At 54.1% G+C, this 18,080-nt stretch carries 10 protein-coding genes; 8 read left to right on the forward strand and 2 right to left on the reverse strand.

The annotated features are described in order from the left end of the window. The first annotated feature begins 57 nt into the window (after positions 1-57). From BST81_RS17730 to BST81_RS17755, 5 genes are all read left to right on the forward strand, one after another. Positions 58-5,157, forward strand: coding sequence for a response regulator (locus BST81_RS17730; RefSeq protein WP_075599832.1), 5,100 nt, complete (start codon positions 58-60; stop codon positions 5,155-5,157). Between the two features lie 72 nt (positions 5,158-5,229). Beyond that, complete coding sequence (locus tag BST81_RS17735; protein ID WP_075599833.1) at positions 5,230-6,516, forward strand: GTPase; 1,287 nt, start codon at positions 5,230-5,232, stop codon at positions 6,514-6,516. Positions 6,517-6,716: 200 nt separating this feature from the next. Beyond that, a complete protein-coding gene (locus BST81_RS17740) occupies positions 6,717-9,125 on the forward strand; it encodes a hypothetical protein (protein WP_075599834.1) in 2,409 nt (802 codons plus the stop codon). A gap of 669 nt (positions 9,126-9,794) precedes the next feature. Continuing rightward, positions 9,795-11,672: a hypothetical protein gene (locus tag BST81_RS17750; RefSeq protein WP_075599836.1), complete on the forward strand. Its 1,878-nt coding sequence runs from the start codon at positions 9,795-9,797 to the stop codon at positions 11,670-11,672. Between the two features lie 93 nt (positions 11,673-11,765). Continuing rightward, positions 11,766-13,520 carry a DUF3685 domain-containing protein gene (locus BST81_RS17755; RefSeq protein WP_075599837.1) on the forward strand — a complete coding sequence of 585 codons (1,755 nt, stop codon included), beginning with the start codon at positions 11,766-11,768 and terminating at the stop codon, positions 13,518-13,520. Positions 13,521-13,543: 23 nt separating this feature from the next. On the opposite strand, the gene BST81_RS17760 is transcribed toward BST81_RS17755, so the two are convergent. Beyond that, positions 13,544-14,365: a tetratricopeptide repeat protein gene (locus BST81_RS17760; protein ID WP_075599838.1), complete on the reverse strand. Its 822-nt coding sequence runs from the start codon at positions 14,363-14,365 to the stop codon at positions 13,544-13,546. A 366-nt stretch (positions 14,366-14,731) separates the two neighbouring features. Next, complete coding sequence (locus BST81_RS28155) at positions 14,732-14,905, reverse strand: hypothetical protein (RefSeq protein ID WP_171974789.1); 174 nt, start codon at positions 14,903-14,905, stop codon at positions 14,732-14,734. A 324-nt stretch (positions 14,906-15,229) separates the two neighbouring features. On the opposite strand from BST81_RS28155, the gene BST81_RS17765 reads away from it, so the two are divergent. The 3 genes from BST81_RS17765 (at position 15,230) to BST81_RS17775 (ending at position 17,712) form a co-directional block, all read left to right on the forward strand. Then, positions 15,230-16,042, forward strand: a complete 813-nt coding sequence (locus BST81_RS17765; protein ID WP_075599839.1) for an SAM-dependent chlorinase/fluorinase — start codon at positions 15,230-15,232, stop codon at positions 16,040-16,042. A gap of 23 nt (positions 16,043-16,065) precedes the next feature. Continuing rightward, complete coding sequence (locus tag BST81_RS17770; RefSeq protein WP_075599840.1) at positions 16,066-16,566, forward strand: hypothetical protein; 501 nt, start codon at positions 16,066-16,068, stop codon at positions 16,564-16,566. Between the two features lie 393 nt (positions 16,567-16,959). Continuing rightward, the gene (locus BST81_RS17775) at positions 16,960-17,712 is read left to right on the forward strand and encodes a peptidoglycan-binding protein (RefSeq protein ID WP_143780387.1); all 753 of its coding nucleotides are present in this window, start codon (positions 16,960-16,962) and stop codon (positions 17,710-17,712) included. The last annotated feature ends 368 nt before the right edge of the window (positions 17,713-18,080 follow it).

The following is an 18,080-nucleotide window of genomic DNA, read 5'->3' on the forward strand; positions in this document are numbered from 1 at the left end:
CTGGCCTGTGGTCAATTTACTTACCCATCATGCTCTCTCTAAAGGTAGGACAGTACTATGCTGCCGGAACAACAACAACGAATCATGGGCTACTTCATTGAGGAGGCGAAGGACCACCTCAATACCATTGAGCAAGGTTTGTTGAATCTGCAGAGTACGATTGCAGAGCCGGAAATGATTAATGAAGTTTTCCGGGCAGCCCATTCTGTGAAAGGTGGCGCGGCCATGCTGGGGATTAGTAGCATCCAAAAGACAGCTCACCGTCTGGAAGACTACTTCAAAATTTTGAAGGAAGAGCAGCGTCCCATCAAGATTGATCAGAAGCTGGAATCCCTTTTCTTACGAGTTTTTGACACACTGAATGAGTTGCTGGAACAGCTCCAGGGGCCTTTTGGCTTGAGTGAGGATGTGGCTAATGGCATTATGGCTAATGCTGAGCCTGTGTTTGAGCAACTTCATCACCATCTGGAAGCTCTGGTGGATCAGACAGAAGGGTCTCCCACACCTGCGGCTCAACCGGTCTGGATGTCTGCGGCTGAAGTGCCCCAGCCTGTCGTAACTCCGCCAGCAGCAACGCCAGCCACAGTTTTTCAGTCGGATGTGCCCAATCGATTGCGGGATATTCTCCAACTTTTCAAGCAGCCTGAAACGGCTGAAACCCGGCAACAATTGCAGGGGCTCTGTGAGGCTCTGAAGCAATGTGGGGATCAGTTCAATCTAGCAGGTTGGTGTGAACTTTTGGATGTGACCCGTCAGGTGCTGGGTAATTCGGCTAACCCTTATCGCACCCTGGCTCCGATCGTCATCAAGGAGCTAAAGCAAGCTCAGGATCTGGTTCTTGCTGGCCGATCTGCAGAGATTGCCTGTAGTCAGAAATTAAGAGAATTACTGCCTTTAACTGCAGCTGAGGCTCCTCAGGATCTGGATGACTTGTTCGCTGAGCCCTCCCCTGTTGCAGCGGTGGGTGCATTGGATAGCTTTGCTGAATCTGCTGCCCTGGACTCTTTCGACCTGACCGGCTTGATTCCCTCTGGCTCAGATGGCCTGGATCAGGTGCTGGGCGATGATCTGGGCGATGATTTGGCGATCGAACAGCCTGGTCCAGAAGTGGGCATGGCAGAGTTGAATAGCCTGGCCGATCTGTTTGAGGGAGAAGCGCTAGACTTGGGCTCCACCTGGCAGGAAGAGGAGGTGCTGGGAGAGATGCAAACGACCCTTCAGGCCCCCGATGTGCCGGAAGATTTTGGGGCAACGGGTGACTTCTCCGATCTCCTCGGGGGAGATCTGTCTAATGGGGCAGAGTCTACAGCCGATCAGGGGGATGACCTGGCCGATCTATTTGGAGATGATGATTTCCTGGGTAATGCCACGGCGCATCAGGCGGGGCCAACGATGGATCAACTGGATCCGGCTGCCCAACTGGATGATCTTCTGGGAGACGACAGCTTTGCAGAGGCACTTTCTGCCTACCCAGAAACAGCGGCTCATCCCTCCCCGCTGGCTGACCTGGGTGAATTGTTCGGTGAACTTGATGTAACGGATATGGGTGGGTCTTCTCCTCAGGCAGATGGGCCGATCTCAGACTCCGCTGAATTTGCGATCTCAGGGCTGCAAGATGCCCCCTTGGATGATCTGGATCTCTTTGATATATCAGAGTCTGAGGCGGTATCGGAGACTGGTGGAAATAGCTTTGCTCTGAGCGATTTTCTGGGAGACTCTGCTGCTCTGGAAGAACCCGGGTCCTTCAGTCAGGGGAACGATGATCTGGGAGATTTGTTCGGTTTATCTGATCAGGCTTTATCCGATGCTTCGGGGTCTGATTTGGATGATTTGTTCGAAGAATCTCAGACAACGGCTGCTTTAGAAGGCTCTTCCAGTGACGATCTGAGCCTGGATGAGCTGGAAGCTTCAGCGGCTGCCGTACCTGGGATACCTGAGAGCTTAGAGTCTGGTCTGGATCTGGACCTCTGGGGAGAAGCCCTGCCTGAGAGTGCTGCTGCCTTGGCTGCTGAACAGGCTGAAATTCCCGTGCATGAGACGGAATCGGTGCTGACTGATCTGGATGCGCTGGAGTTCTCTGCTCCAGGCCTAGAACTGGCCGATCGTGCCCCTGATCTCGATAATTTGTTTGGGGATGCCCCGGCTCTAGAGACTGCTTCTGGGGATGACTTGTTTGACTCTCCTGAGGATAATTTGTTTGGGGATGCCCCAGCTCCAGAGACTGCTTCTGGGGATGACCTGTTTGGGGAGACTTCGGCTGTAGATGTTGCCCTTGGGGATAGCCTGTTTGATGAGCCCTCATCTGACCCAACGGCTGTGGTTGAAGACCAATCGCTTGAAGCCTGGTTGAATGAGGATGACGTGACCGGGGCAGGTGATTTTTCAGGCTCCCTGGATGATCTATTTGGCGAAGAGACAGGTCTTGCCGAAGATTCGGAGGCAGACCTGGATGAGCTGGCTGGGTTCGCCTTAGAGTCTCCTCTAGACAAGATGGTGATGCCTGACCTGCCTCCAGCCATGGCCGTGGATTTGAATGACAGCCTGGAACAGATTGAGGATGACCTGGAAGGGTTGGCTCCAGGGGAGAATTTGCCGGATCTGGAGGATTTGTCTGGACCGGGGGTCGATCTGATGGCAGGCCAGGAAGGCCCGGATCTGGATGATTTGTTTGGTGAGGATAGTCTGGCGTCTCCTGTGGATGCTGGGGCCAGCGAAGAGACGGGTAAATTGGGCGACCTGGATGACTTATTTGGTGAAGAGATTACGGCTGCAACTGGGGGGGATGAAACACTAGCTCTGGTTAGTGTAGGCGATGCCTATGGTCTGGCGGATCTGGACCTGTCAGATGCAACAGACGTAACAACACCGTCAGAAACGTTGATCACGGATGCCGAAGCTGGTTCTGGTGGGGATGAGTTTGATGATCTGGAAGCCCTGCTGGGAGAAGCCCCAGCGGCTGCTGTGGAGTCTGCGCCACGGGCTGCAACCCCAGAGATAGATGACTTTGCCGATCTGGAGGCCCTCTTAGGGGATAGCCCGATCGCGGCAGAACCCTCTATGGTTCCATTACAGGCAACTTCCTATAGCGCTGCCCCATCTGCGCCTGAAGCAGAATTTGATGATCTGGAAAAACTGCTGGAAGATGCAGATAAGACGATGGGGGGAACCCCCACGGTGAAACCGGGACGGGGTGGAGCCCCCCCGGTGCGGCGTCCTCGTCCGGCTACGCTGGTAGACCAGACCATGCGGGTGCCAGTAAAGCAACTGGACAATTTGAGTAACCTGGTGGGGGAACTGGTGGTAAACCGGAACAGCCTGGAGCAGGACCAGGAGCGTCTGCGGCAATTTCTGGATAACCTTCTCTACCAGGTGCAGCAGCTCAGTGATGTGGGCCAGCGGATGCGAGATCTATATGAGCGATCGTTGCTGGAGAGTTCTCTGCTGGCCAGCCGCCAGAGCTACTATGCGTCGGGAACCTCTCAGACCAGCCACTCGACAGGGGCCAGCTTTGATGCCTTGGAGATGGATCGGTTCACTGGTTTCCACTCTCTTTCCCAAGAGATGATTGAATTGATTGTCCGAGTTCGGGAATCCTCATCGGACATTGAGTTCATCATTGATGAAACCGATCAGGTAACCCGTAACTTTCGTCAGGTGACGACTCAGCTTCAAGAAGGGCTGACCCGTGCCCGAATGGTTCCTTTCTCCCAGACTGCCGATCGCCTGCCCCGGGGGGTACGAGACAATGCCATTGAGTATGGCAAGCAGGCTGAATTAATCATCGAAGGTCGGGAAACCCTGATCGATAAGATGATTCTGGAAAAACTGATTGACCCGTTGACCCACCTGGTGAATAATGCGGTGGCCCATGGGGTGGAGAGACCCGAAGTGCGAATGGCTGCTGGTAAGCCCGCGACTGGAAAAATTACTGTGCGTGCCTTCTATCAGGGGAACCAGACCGTCATTTCTGTGTCGGATGATGGGGCTGGGATTGATCCAGAGCGGATTAAGGCGAAAGCGATCGAGAAGGGGCTGATTACGCCTGCTGAGGCGAGGGGCATGTCCCGTCTGGATGTCTACGATATTCTGTTCTTACCTGGTTTCAGCGGGGCCGATCAGGTGACCAAAATCGCTGGTCGGGGAGTGGGGATGGATGTGGTCCGCACCAACCTGAATGAGATTCGGGGGGCTGTCAGTATTGATTCGAATATTGGGCGAGGCACGACCTTTACGATTCGCCTGCCCCTGACCCTCAGTATTTCTAAGGCTCTGTGCTGTATCAGTAACCGGGCCCGAATTGCCTTCCCAATGGACGGGGTAGAAGATATGCTGGATGTCCCCAGGGAACGGATTCAGACCAATGCCAATGGCCAACCCTGCATCCTCTGGCGGGATATGATGCTGCCGTTCCAGTCTCTTTCGGATGTGCTGAAGTACAGCCGCTACCTGGGGCGGGGCAGTGTCTACGGCGGGAACCAGGAGGATGATATTGTTTCGATCGTCGTTCTCCGAAGCGCTGGGAACTTTATTGCTCTGCAGGTAGACCAGGTTCTGGGTGAACAGGAAATTGTAATTAAGCAACTGGAGGGGCCTGTACCCAAGCCCATTGGGGTGGCGGGGGCAACGGTATTAGGGGATGGGCGGATCATGCCGATCGCCGATGTGCTGGAATTGATAGATCTGGTGCAGGGACGCATCCGCCATGGTGCCGGTCCTAACCTGTGGGATCAGAACGACCAGCCTGCTGAACCCGTGGTCACAGCAGCTGAGCCGACGGTCCTGATCGTGGATGATTCCATCACGGTACGGGAGTTGCTCTCCATGACCTTTAATAAGGTGGGCTATCGGGTGGAGCAGGCCCGTGATGGCCAGGAAGCCTGGGAAAAACTGCGATCTGGCTTGCCCTGTGATATGGTCTTCTGTGACATTGAGATGCCCCGGATGGATGGCCTGGAGCTTCTGTCGCGCATTCAGAAGGACCCAACCCTGAACCATCTGCCGATCGCCATGTTGACCTCACGGGGAGCTGATCGTCACCGTCAGATGGCCATCCAACTGGGGGCAAGGGGCTACTTCACGAAGCCCTATCTGGAGGAGGCGCTGCTGGATGCGGCCCAGCGCATGCTCAAGGGTGAGATTTTGGTGGCTGCCGGTTAAGCTGGCGGCTGATCTATTGGATCAGTCTTCCTGGCGCTCCCCCTGAGTGAGGCTTGCTGGAAGGTTGGGGTCATGTCTAAGCCTTTCGTGAGAAATAATTCAGGGTACGATCGGGCTGAGACAATCCACCCATCTCCCATGACTTCTTCCGACAAACATCCGATTTCCCGTCTGACCCGATTACTCCCGGTGGAGCAGGTGGCCCGCACGATCGTCCAGTGGTTTAAAGTGAGTGACGATCAGATGGCTGAAATCTTGACCCAGGTGCGGGCTGAGTTACCCACGACTGAGGTGCTGCTGATGGGTAAGCCCCAGGCGGGCAAGAGTTCGATCGTGCGGGGTTTGACGGGGGTTTCCCCGGAAATTATCGGTCAGGGGTTTAGGCCCCATACCCAGCATACGGAGCGTTATGCCTATCCTTCTAGCGACCTGCCCCTGCTGATTTTCACCGATACGGTGGGCCTGGGAGATGGGGGCCAGGAGACTGAAACCATTCTGCAGGAACTGGTTAGCGATCTGCAGCCAACGAGTCGTCAGGCCCGAATTTTCATCCTGACCGTGAAGATCAATGATTTTGCCACAGCCACCTTGCGGAACATTGCCCAGGATCTGCGACGACGTTACCCGGCGATTCCCTGCTTGTTGGCCGTCACCTGCTTACATGAGGAGTATCCCTCTGGAACTGCCGATCATCCGGCCTATCCCCCTGATTTTGAGCCAATCAGTCGCCCCTTTACCGCTCTGCAGCAGGGGTTTACTGGCCTGTACGATCGGGCCATCCTCCTGGACTTCACCCTGGAAGAAGACGGCTACACCCCCGTATTTTATGGGCTGGAGGCCTTGCGAGATGCCTTGGCTGATCTGCTACCAGAGGCGGAGGCGCGGGCCATTCACCAGCTTCTGGATCAGGGGATCGGAAAACAATTGGGTAGCCTCTATCGGGATGTCGGTCGCCGCTACATTGCCGCCTTTGCCGTGATGGCAGCGACTTTGGCTGCCGTGCCGCTGCCCTTCGCTACCATGCCAGTGTTAACGGCCCTGCAAGTGTCCCTGATAGGGCTCCTGGGCAGCTTGTATGGTCAGACCCTGACGCCTTCCCAGGCTGGCGGTGTGGTCAGTGCGATCGCTGGCGGATTCCTGGCCCAGGCGATCGGACGGGAGTTAATCAAGTTTCTGCCGGGGTTTGGCAGTGTGATTGCGGCATCCTGGGCTGCGGCCTATACTTGGGCTCTGGGTGAGGGAGCCTGCGTCTACTTCGGAGATGTCATGGGGGGGCGTAAGCCCGATCCCCAGCGTATTCAAGCAGTGATGCAGGAATCGTTTCGATTGGCTAGGGACCGGTTTAAAGAAATCCAGTGAATTCCGAGGATTTCTAAAATATTGGACGCAGAGCGGCTTCCTGTGGTATAGACTAAGAACCAAATTTTATCAAGTGGGGAGCCAATGCGATTTCAGTCTACCCCAAGCTTCTGGCATTCCGTGAATGGATGTAAAGTTTTGGTCCTGAAATCGGCCTTTAACGTTAGGCTCCCGGCGTAATCCTTCGACAAAAGGTCAGCATGGAATACTGGGAATTTCTACTTCAAAAAGAGGGCGATCGCTCCTGGTTGCCCCTGGAATCTCCGGATGTAGAGATTCTGGAAGGACGCTATCGGGTTGTGGCTCGGACCAGTCGCGCGAACAGTGACGTAGAAATTCGGATCACCCACGTGGCGACGGATGAGACCCCGCCAAAGCGTCGAGTTCAGAAACAGACCCGACGGACCAATGCAGAAGGGTTGATGGTTGTCTTTCCGTTTACCCGTTTGCAACCGGGCCTCTGGCAACTGGACTGTACTGCTGACCTGATGATGGGCCTGATGGGAGATGATTGGCACCAGTCAGTCAGCCTCCAGGTGCTCTCTGTGGAAGCAGAATCAGAGATGGACTGGCAGATGGACTGGTCTTTGGGTTCAGAGGTGGCAACTGAATGGGCATCTTCTCCTCAAGCCACTTCAGAGGCTGCGATCGTAGCACCTCTGCCCGAACCAACCCCTTTAGAGGCGTCCGAAAGAACTTTGGTGGTCGTTGAGAAGATGGATGCTGAGTCAGAGGAACTGACGGTCCGCTTCTCGGCTTCGCCTGAGCTTGTCCTGCCCCAGGTGCAGAGCACTGATGAGATGACTCAGGTTCAGGTTTCTCCATCTGCTTCTGCGCCTTTCCAGGAGGACAAAACCGTTTCCCATGCTTGGGATTCCCCCCTGGCAGGAACATCCCTCGATCAACAGGTTTTGCGGTTAAATCTGCCAGCAGAGAGCTTTATGGCCTATTGGGGCCAGCAATTTTTTCTGGCGGGTCAGGTAGAGGTTCAGCGAGGGTATCAGTTGCCGGAGGAGGCTGTGTGTTCCTGGCCAGCGGAGGTGCAAGTCTGTCTGCGCGATCCCCAGACACTCCAGGTTCTGGCGACTGCCTTTCAGGGGGTGACCCTGTCCTATGGCGTGACCCTGTTTGCCTGCGCGGTTGATATTCCGGCGGACTGCCAAACGCGACTCCTGTTGGGGGAGATCAGTCTGTTTACGGCAGAAGCGGAAGCTGAACCCAGTTTGACCCCCCTGATCACCCAATCTTTTATCGTGACAGCCGCCCTGGATGAGTTGCTAGAAGCCCTGGCGACCCATCAGGAGGAGGAATTGGAGGAAGTCGATGGCTCTGCAGCTCCGTCCTATGCCGTTGTTGATGCCATGCAGGTGAATGAACCGGCTAAACCGGCATCCAGACTGAATATGGCGCTGCTGAATTTGGTGAAAACACCCAAACCTCAGCAACCCATCCAGTTCAGACCTGCAGCTCACCAACCCTTGCCGCCTCGGCTCTATCGCCCCAGCGAGGAAAGGGTGCCGCATAAATCTCCCCAATTGCCCGTGATTCGGAAAAACCAGCCCCTGGGGAAGGACTTTGCACCTGTACGGACTGCCCCGATCGACCCTCCTGCCCCATCCTTGCCAGGGGAGTCCCTGAAGGTTGGGCCAGAGCCAACAGGCCAGGCTGATCTGACTGATCTGGAAGTAACTCTGGCGGATGATTTGAGGGCATTGCAATTAGCCGAACCAGTGACAGGGGCAGTTGAGCCGGAGCAATTAGACGCAGCAGTAGAGTCCGATCGGGTAGATCCCCTTGCCTCCAGTGAGGGTCTGCTGCCTGGAGACATGCCTACTCAGGACTCGATCGAGAATTTCACCCTTGCTGAGGATAGGCCTGTGGCCACCACCCTGCGACCCTTGAATTTGCAGGAGCGCTTCTTGAATCGCCTGAATGCTCTGGCAGAGGATGCGGAACTCTCCCAGCAATTGCGGGATGCCTGTGCGGAGCCGGAAGTGGGGACTAGCGATGAATTGCCCCCTCCGGCTGATCTGGAACCCTCCTCGGATGCCTGGGCAGAGGAGTCAACTGAGCCCTTGGCCCCAGTCCTGTTTACCCCTGAGGAGCCGGAGGTGCATCCAGTTTTGCCGGAGGATGAGTGGGCGGCCCGTGAAATTGTGGTGGATGATGATCTGGCCCCTGGGGCAGAGCCGATCGCTGAGCAGGTTCCAGAGTCAGCCGTGCTGGTCCTGTCTCCAGATGCCGATCCGGTGCCTGTTCCAGACCTGGAAATTCCAGCCGGAGAGCTGATAGCCGAAAAACCGGTGAATGTGCGGGTGCGCTTGCCGGGACAAGCGCCACGGGCTTCTGTAAAAGTCTGGATTAACGATCGCCAGACCAATTCCTTGCTAGACGGTCCCTGGTCCTTGGTGAATTTTACGCCGGATGGCAATGGCCAGATTGAGGCTACTATGCAATTGCAAGTGCCACCGGGAAGTCTGGAAGTTCAATTTGAGGCGATTGCGATCGAACTACACAGCCAGCGGCAGAGCCGTAAGGCAACCTGTAGTCGGATGGTGATTCCACCTGATCTACCAGACCTGGGTTTAGATGAGTTGGATGATCTTTAAGACGTAGGGGGAATTTCCCTCTTTTCCTTCCCCTTTGAAGCTACTGCATATACAGATCTCTGAAAAGTTTGGCTCAAGTCAGCAGACTCGTGTGAAATCCCCTCTCGGGAGGGGTGGCCCGCAGGGCCGGGGTGGGTCTAGGAACGGGAGCAGGAGCGTTGAACCCACCCCTACCCCTCCCAGGAGGGGATTATGGGTACACAGTAGCCTTTGAGGGGGCTGCCGCAGACAAAACTCAATTTCTATCTGCGGGGGTCAACACCAATTTTTTTGCCTATGAAGGCAAATTATGGGAACCTTCCTGAGTATCGCTACGGATCGCTGGATCTATTGCCTGGGGATCGGGCATATTAGTATTTGTTTCAACAATTGTTTCTAACCCTCACACTCTTCCTCCTCCTCCGGAATCATTCATCTGCAACTGATGGGTGAGTCACTCTACCCAAAGTCTGATCGATTACGGGGTGATGTCTTGCCCTCGATACCCAGGATCACGATGATGATCGGCCTTAAGCCCGATATGGGATGGTACTGAATGTCTGCCATACGGGTGTTCTATGCAACCCCTCGGATGGGCCGAATGGTGCAAACTTATTTTGAATGGGCACGACTGGCATCGGCCTTGTGGATGTCAGGCCTCTTATTTAAAGAGCCTTAATAACCGGGATTATGAAAAGTAAGAAGACAGAACTAGGTATTGATCCCTCATCATCGAATCTGGACGCTGAGGAGCGCCAGGAGAATCACTCCCCAGACCCTTCTGCTCCAACGGAAGAGCCCGACCCTGCACCCGTAACCCTGCCTCACCGGCCTCAACCCAAGTATCGAGGGTTGTTCTGGTCTCTGTTTCGTCTGGTTTTGCTGGGAGCCAGTTCTGGTACTGCAGTAGCGGGTTTTATCTGGTTAACCCAGGTTCCTCCCACCCCGGACTGTGGGAAACCTGTGACCCTGAGTCAAGATGAAGACAAGCTGTATTGTATTCAGCAGGCTGCCTTCTCTGGAGATTTGAAGAAGCTCCAGGTTGGAATTAAGTTAGTCAAAAACTGGCCTAAAGATGATCCCCGCTATGCTCAGGCCCAGCAATTTCTAAAGCAATGGTCAACCCAGGTTCTGTCGATCGCCCGTCAGCAGGCTGGACGGAACCAGGTCAAACAGGCGATCGCGACAGCCCAATCTATTCCGAATAGCAGTCCATTGTATCGAGACGCCCAAACTGCGATCGCCGCATGGAAGCGGGATCAAGATCAGGGTTCTCTGGTCTATGACAAATTCATTGCTGCCCTGCAATCCCAGAAATGGGCAGAAGCTTCAGACCAGATCCTGGCCCTGTCTCGTTTGCCGAGTAGCCACTGGCGGCAGCGCATCCAGGGGCTGCGTCAGCAGCTCACCGCAGAACGACAGGCATGGGAGTATCTCCAGGAGGCCAGAGCACTGGCGGACTCAGGCAGCCCAGAACTGTTGGGTGAGGCGATTGCCCTAGCCCAAAAAATTGGTCCTAAGCGCTTGAATCGACCGGAAGCCCAGGCGGAGATTGTGCGTTGGAGTCGTAGTTTGCTAGAGACAGCTACGGTCCAACTGCAGGCTCAGGACTTCACGGGGGCGATTGTGGTGGCCCAATTCATTCCCCCGAAGTCATCTGTGGGTGAAAAGGCTAAAACCTTGATTCAGTTTGTGCAGGCACAGCAATTGACCGATCCAGAAGTCGCAGCCAGAGAACCGGTTCCCAATCAATTCAAAATCTACTGGTCAGCCGTGACAGCAGGGCGACAACTCGCGTCGGATCAGCCTCTGTTTGCGATCGTTCAGCCGCTGCTGCCTGTGTGGGAGGAGCAACTGAAGGATTTGACTCGGCTGCAGGTTGCCCAGACTTTGGCCGGTCTGGGACAACTCTACCCCCTCCAACTGGCCATTCAAGAAGCAAAGGCGATTCCTCCGGGGCGAATTCAGCGGCTGCGAGCCCAAACCCTGGTGGCGAGTTGGCGCAAGGAGATGCAACGGTTGGTTGATCGTCCCTATCTGCTGCAGGCCCAGAATCTGGCTGCGGGAGGCCGATTGGAGGATCTGGAGGCGGCGATCGCGAAAGCCAATTTGATTCTTCCTGGTCGGCCCCTGCGATTGGAGGCCCAAAGCCTGATTGCTCGCTGGAAGCGCGAGATTCTGATTCTGGAAGATCAACCCATTTTGGAGCGGGCCCAAATCCTTGCTCAACAGCAGAAGTATCCGGAAGCAATCGCCCTGGCTAATCGAGTTGGTCCGGAACGGCCTCTCTACCGGCTGGCCCAGAGTGCAGCAAACCAGTGGGCAGGGCAGATTCGCCTCCTGGCCGATCAGGCAACACTGACAGAAGCCAATACCCTGGCCTCTGCTAGAAACTTTCTGGCTGCGATCGAAGTAGCCTCCCAACTGCCTCCTGAAAGTCCCCTCTATAATGAAGCTCAGACTGCGATCTCCATCTGGAGTACAGAGCAGTCCTATGAAGCCCCGATTGAACCGGAGAAAACGCCCCCGACGGCCACGATTTCGCCTCAAACGAGTCCTGTGCCGTAGGAATAGGCTCTCCCCAGGGATTTTCCAACCATCCTTGCCGATGAATCGTGAAACTGGGGCGGGGATACGCAGATTCTGAGACGTGAGAGCACGATGAGCAGGCCGCCCTACCAATTATTGCTGGTTGAACCCGATCCGGTGTTCCGTCTGGGATTGCGTGTCGCCCTGGAGAATCTGCCTGATTGCCAGGTTGCTGCTGAAGCAGAGCAAGAGCAGGAAGCCTTGCAGGCTCTGGCAAGTGCCCCAACTGCGATCGATCTGATGATTCTGGAGCTCTATCTTACCCGGGCTCAACCCAATGGCGCTGCTGGATTGGCCCTGTGTCAGGCAGTGAGAACCCAGTATCCCCAGATTCCCATTTTGCTCCTGACAACTGCCATGGAGCCAACTTCCCTCTTTGCAGCCCAACAACTGGGTGTAGCAGGGTACTGTCTCAAGGGCACGTCCCTCCCAACATTGGCCGTGGTGATCCGTCAGGTGATTGCTGGCCAGACCTGTTGGCCCCCAGCCTTGCCGAGGGTGGAGGCGACTTCGGAGTTAGGAACCCTGGCTAGCTGGCGTCCGCTGGCAACGCTGCGGGAAAAAACCCGCCGGTATGGGTTGCGGCAGATCGAGGCTGCCCTGGCAGAAGTGACAACCCAGTTGCAGGGTCAGCCTTCCCTTCTGGACCGGACCATTCTGGCGGGGCGGCATCGGGAGTTGCGAACCGCTCACTGGTTGGTTAACCAGTTACTGGCTGCAGCATCACCAGTCCAGGAACTGAGATCGTCGCCCTCCCCAACGCTGTCAGTCGTTCCGCCTGCTCCACCTGTGCCTGCTCTGGCTCTCCCCCGATCGATCTCCGATTCCTCCCGACAGGGAACACTCCAGCCTTCGTCTTTGGAGTCGGTGCTGCTTGATGCGACAGTCATCAAACTCCAGTCTGGCCTGCAAAATCTGACCCCCACCGTACTCGAAATTGAGCTGTTGCGGGAAGACAAACGACGGGAATTGCTGTACTTAGTGTTGCGTAAGATCGAGGATATTCTGAGTGAGCTGCGCTTTTCGCAAATTCAGGTGGACCAGGTGGGGATGAAACGGGACAGGCTGGTGCGGGATTTGTGGCAGGCGGTCCTGACCGATTTCTTTGGCAAGTACTATACGGTGCAGTTGCTGTCGGGGCAGCAGGTGGAGGTCGTCAAGACCCTGTTACAGGATCAGGTAGGGGGAGCAGCGGCCATTCTGAACGCCATACCCCTCGTCCCCGAATTGCTGGCCCATCTACTGTTTCATACCCCCCTGCTGGTGGATAACCAGACCTGCGAGGCCGGTTCTCCGGAAGCGATGCTACGCAGCGAAGCACTGCTCCAGAATCTGATGATTCAGGTGGCCAATGCCGTTATGCAGCCCTTACTGAATCACTTTGCGGATGTGGAAGCCATTAAGCAGGGTTTTTACGATCGACGGCTGATTTCTACCCGTGACATTGAACGATTTCGGAACCACCTCTCCTGGAAATACCGCCTTTACCAATATGTAGGTGAACCTAAAGCGATCTTTGAGAGTCAGTATCCCCTATTGATTCTGGCAGAGGTTGGGATTAAACAGATGATGATTTACGCACCTCGACGGCAGGAACTGGATCAGCTCTCTGGCTTGCAGTATACGGTTACGCTGGTGCTGGAAGCACGGGATGCGATCGCACCCCGATTACAATCGGCCTTCTCATTTTTGGGAACTGGGCTGGTCTATGTGCTGACGGAAGTCATCGGACGGGGAATTGGCCTGATTGGGCGGGGCGTGTTGCAGGGAATTGGGAACATCTGGCAGGAGAATCGCTTCGATCGCAGCAGCAATCGCCGCTTTTGAGGAGCAACCTGTGCCCAACCTTCTTAGTACAGGGCCATCGTCATTTGGCGGCGATAGGTTTTGCTCAGGGGATGATCATCCCCCAGCAAGTCAAAGATCGTAATCATCGTTTTACGAGCAGCGTCATTGCCATATTTCCGATCGCGGGTCAATACCTGCAGCAATAGCTCCAACGCAGCCTCATACGCTTCATCCACGGTCAACTGTAGACTCTGAAAGAACAACTGGCCGAGTTCGTCGTCAGGCGGGGGTTCTGCTAGCTGCCGTTTTAGATGAATCAGTCCTTTCAGACCTCGGGCGGCGATGTAATCGTCCTTCTCATCTGCTTGCACCAGGGCTAGCAGTTTCTCGGCTGGTTCCAGAATATTCAGACTGATCAAAAATCGGGCTCCGATCAGGAGCACTTGGCGATTGCTGGGATATTTTTCCAGCAGCGATTGCACCAGAGGCGGAACTTTAGCGACCTCCCCGGCTGCGATCGTCTGTTGCAACGTTTCTAATCCAAGTTCCAGATCTGATTTCAGATTCAGCTTCACCAGGAGTTCTCGCAGTTGGGGCTCTGGCAGTACACCGACAAAGCCCTCCTGGACTGCCCCTTGCAGGAAAATTTTGACATCTGGGACGCCCTGAACGCCAAAAGTCTGCGCTAGATCGGGGTTGGCATCAATATCAACCTGGGCTAGGACGAAATCGTATTCCTGCAATAGCTTTTCCAGCATGGGCTTCAAGAGTTTGCAGGGACCACACCACTGGGCAAAGAAATCCACCAGCACAGGTTTTTCATAGGATCGCTGAACCACTTCTGCGTCAAAATTGTTGCTCGTCACCTCTACTGAAAAACCCATGCTACTTCCCTAATATCCTTTGCTATGGCGATTCTACAGCGGTTTTCGTGAATCGAGTATGGGGTCAGGGTGTAGGTCCCCCCACGAGAGTGCATCCCACTTTTGTAGCCCTCTCCCTAAATCCCTCTCCCAGAACGGGAGAGGGACTTTGAACCTGGCTCCCCTTCTCCCTCTTTGGGAGAAGGGGCTGGGGGATGAGGGCAACCTTGCAAAACTGGGATGCTCTCCCCCCACGAACCCTGCAGAACCGTTGTGTTATGCCCAATAAAAATCGATGAAGAAAATCTTCTTCATCGATCGCAACTCCAGGAAAACTCCAGAAAAATAGCAGGGATATTCTGTATAAATTTCCCTGCTTAAATGGGTCTATGACCAATCCTTAGCTCGTGAACGCTTCGAGCCTTTCGATCGCTTAGATGGCTCACCTTCAAAGGGCTGAACACCCGTGGCAGGATAGGCATCGTCCGTGGGACCAAAAATCCTGGCTACAGCACCGGAAATATATCTAACAGAATCTTCAATGGCTTTGTAAATCTTCATAAATTCCCTCCCGTAAAACAGGCTAGCTCATCATTTGACTCAATCACTGTCACTAACAGCTCAGGATGACTACCTATTAGTGAACGCATGAATTTGACCTGGCTTGAACCTATAGATTTCAGCCCTATTTTTAGCAGATTGCTTTTCTGTAGCGACTGACTAATCAAACTGTTGAAATGGAGTTTTAGTAGATCTACCTCACTCCTCTATTATAGTGCCAACTATCTTGTCCACAGATGAATTTGAATGAACTTATTCACTGATCTTTAACGGTTAATGAATCGATAAATTACGTTACTTTAAACAAGTTAAGTTTTGGCAAGTATGCTGACCTTGTTAACTGATTTTGGGCTGCAGGATGTCTATGTAGGGGTGATGAAGGGGGTGATCGCGGGCATCAATCCCCACCTGGGGGTGGTCGATCTGACCCACCAGATTCCTCCGCAGGATATTGTTGCTGCCCGGTTTAATCTCCTGAATGCAGTGGACTATTTTCCCGCCGGTACCGTCCATCTGGCTGTGGTCGATCCAGGGGTGGGAGGAAAGCGACGGGCGATCGCAGTGGCTTTTGCTGGGGGATATCTGGTGGGGCCAGATAATGGCCTGTTTAGTGGTGTGCTGGGCCGCAGCCCTACAATCGCAGCCGTAGAACTGACCTGCTCGACCTATTGGCGGACCCCTGACCCCAGTCCGACCTTTCATGGCCGAGATCTCTTTGCTGCCGCTGCCGCACATCTGGCCAGTGGAGTTCCTTTGGCGGATCTGGGAACGGCGATCGATCCGGCTACCCTGGTGCAGTTGCCCATTCCCCCCTGCGTCCTAACCGCACCAGGATCCTGGCTGGGGACTATTCAATACATCGATAGCTTTGGCAATCTCGTGAGTAATCTGTCCTCAACCCTGATTTCAGGTCAATCCTGGCATCTGATCCTGAAGGACATTCCGATTGGGTCTGCTCAAACCTATGGCGATCGGTCCCCTGGCCAGCCTCTGGCGCTGATTGGCAGTCACGGGTGGATAGAAATTGCTGTCAATCAGGGGAGTGCCAGGTTACAGTTTGGGTGCCAAGTGGGCGATAGACTGGAACTAAAAACGGATGACGGTCCCCTCCAAAGTCATTGGGACTCAACTAGCTAAATGATCAATGGCAAATGACTAAAATGCTGTCGGCTAAGCCGGCTCCCTGGATTTCCCTCCTGTTGCTGTTGATTGCCTACAGCATGTTTGGCTGGTACCTGTTTGGCCCAGGCTCCATCCGGTATACCTGGCTTGTGGTCGAATGCCTGATTCCGTTGCTGACGATTCTGCTCACGGTCCCTTTAAATGACACGGGACTGCGCTTCATTAACTGGACATCCTCTAGTGGATTCACCCTGATTCTGTCTGTGTTTCTTGCCTTTCTGGCCCTGACATTTCTAGTCGTACTGCGGATATTTATCTATATCCTGCTCATTCTTTCGACCTCTGTGCTGGCTCGCCTGGACATGCAGATGATGGGCTTGAAACAGTGGCAGGCTTTTATTTTGTTGCTGTTCATTTCCTTTACTGGTTTAGGGATTGGCTGGTTGTGCCATTGGTTCCTGTTGCTGTTCTTTGCGGGGGCGGAAGTGGGCGCAGCCATTCACCAGATACTGGAACAGGAAATGATCAAGATTAATTAAAAATTAAAAATTAAAAACTGCTCTCAGTCACGCTTTCAGCTTTTGATGTTGTAACGAAATCGATACCTTTCCTTTGGGGGAATGGACAGTGGGAAAACCGTCACAGTAACCTGCGAGGAAAGCAAAATCTTCCGCACACTAAGGGAAAAGCGTTTAACTGTCCTTGCCCTGCACACCTCAGATGTAGGGCAATTTTTTTGCATTTTTGTATTAAGATTTGGGGCAAAAGTCCCCCTCTTATGGCATATCTGCCGATAAATTGGATTAAATTCACCCTGACTCCGCCACTAATAGTTCTGATGCCGATAGCGCAGGGACTTCTAACTCAAGATTTCTGTCAAAGCTATTGGCGCTCTGAACTATTGCTCCCATGACTGTAACCCTTCAAAAAACATGACTATGAAGCCGTGCTTGTTGCCTGCCCTGTGTTCAATCAAAGCGACCAGATCTGCACTCAGGTGCTGCAGCTTACCTGGCCTGTTCATCCTGGGGGCATGCTGGTCCCTGTCAACGCTGCACCCACCCGCCCTGGCCTCTATTCCTGATGAAACCGTCACGATCGCCCAGTCTTCTACCCAATCGGTGCGGAGATCGACCTTGAGGTATGGCAGTAAGGGAGAACAGGTGGCTGAATTACAGGCTGCTCTCAAGTTACTGGGCTACTATGATGGGCCGGTCAATAGCGTGTATGACGAAAGTACGGTGATTGCGGTCTCAGAGTTTCAGCGGGCTGCTGGGATTGCGGTAGATGGTATTACAGGGCCAGGGACCTGGGGGCGTCTGTTTCCTGCCCCCTCAGGCACTTCAACGGCTATGACAGCCAGAAACTCGACCTCGACTGGACGAACGACGGCTTCTAAACCCAGTCAGACAGCAGCCCCTAATAGCACCTCCCGATCGGCGACTGCTGCGAAACCCGATGCTCAGCCCAACATGGCTGACCTGCCTATTTTGCGAAAGGGTATGCGGGGAACGGCAGTGGAAGGGCTGCAGCGACGGCTGAAGGCGAGCGGATTTTATCAAGGGCCGATCGATGGGGTCTTTGGGGCAGAAACCAGAGCTGCGGTGCGAGCTTTGCAACGACAAAATCGATTGACGGCGGATGGGGTGGTCGGTCCAGCGACCTGGAATTTGCTGTTACGCTAACGGATGTGCCTCTGTAGGACCGTGATGTGTTCGAAGATAACTGTATTGTTGCGGTGGTTAAACACCTGTAAAGTTTGTTGCACCCCCCCTTCCCGCCTGAGAGGTTAGTGTTATCTTAATATCAAGGCACACGAATCAAGCAATACAACACTTTCCGGTTAGGACCCGTGCCTCCTGTCCAAGCCTCCCACAACATCTAATCACTTCAACATTCTTTATAAGGCAGCAGTTCATCAGCTTACTTTTGTTGACTTTCGCTTCTATCCCGTAAAGTAGCTAGATGTAATTTGCTAAAGACACCGCCCAGGAGGGCAGAATGGGTGTTGACTGGCGAGAAAGTTGGTTGTGGTCCCTGTAAACGTTAGTAA

The sequence above is a fragment of the Leptolyngbya sp. 'hensonii' genome (assembly GCF_001939115.1).
Lineage (GTDB): Bacteria > Cyanobacteriota > Cyanobacteriia.

Excerpts from the sequence above, each read along its gene's own strand:
- BST81_RS17755 (WP_075599837.1), top strand. The coding sequence starts at position 11,766 with ATGAGCAGGCCGCCCTACCAATTATTGCTGGTTGAACCCGATCCGGTG.
- BST81_RS17770 (WP_075599840.1), top strand. The coding sequence starts at position 16,066 with ATGCTGTCGGCTAAGCCGGCTCCCTGGATTTCCCTCCTGTTGCTGTTG.
- BST81_RS17735 (WP_075599833.1), top strand. The coding sequence starts at position 5,230 with ATGTCTAAGCCTTTCGTGAGAAATAATTCAGGGTACGATCGGGCTGAG.
- BST81_RS17760 (WP_075599838.1), bottom strand. The coding sequence starts at position 14,365 with ATGGGTTTTTCAGTAGAGGTGACGAGCAACAATTTTGACGCAGAAGTG.
- BST81_RS17730 (WP_075599832.1), top strand. The coding sequence starts at position 58 with ATGCTGCCGGAACAACAACAACGAATCATGGGCTACTTCATTGAGGAG.
- BST81_RS17740 (WP_075599834.1), top strand. The coding sequence starts at position 6,717 with ATGGAATACTGGGAATTTCTACTTCAAAAAGAGGGCGATCGCTCCTGG.
- BST81_RS28155 (WP_171974789.1), bottom strand. The coding sequence starts at position 14,905 with ATGAAGATTTACAAAGCCATTGAAGATTCTGTTAGATATATTTCCGGT.
- BST81_RS17775 (WP_143780387.1), top strand. The coding sequence starts at position 16,960 with ATGACTATGAAGCCGTGCTTGTTGCCTGCCCTGTGTTCAATCAAAGCG.
- BST81_RS17750 (WP_075599836.1), top strand. The coding sequence starts at position 9,795 with ATGAAAAGTAAGAAGACAGAACTAGGTATTGATCCCTCATCATCGAAT.
- BST81_RS17765 (WP_075599839.1), top strand. The coding sequence starts at position 15,230 with ATGCTGACCTTGTTAACTGATTTTGGGCTGCAGGATGTCTATGTAGGG.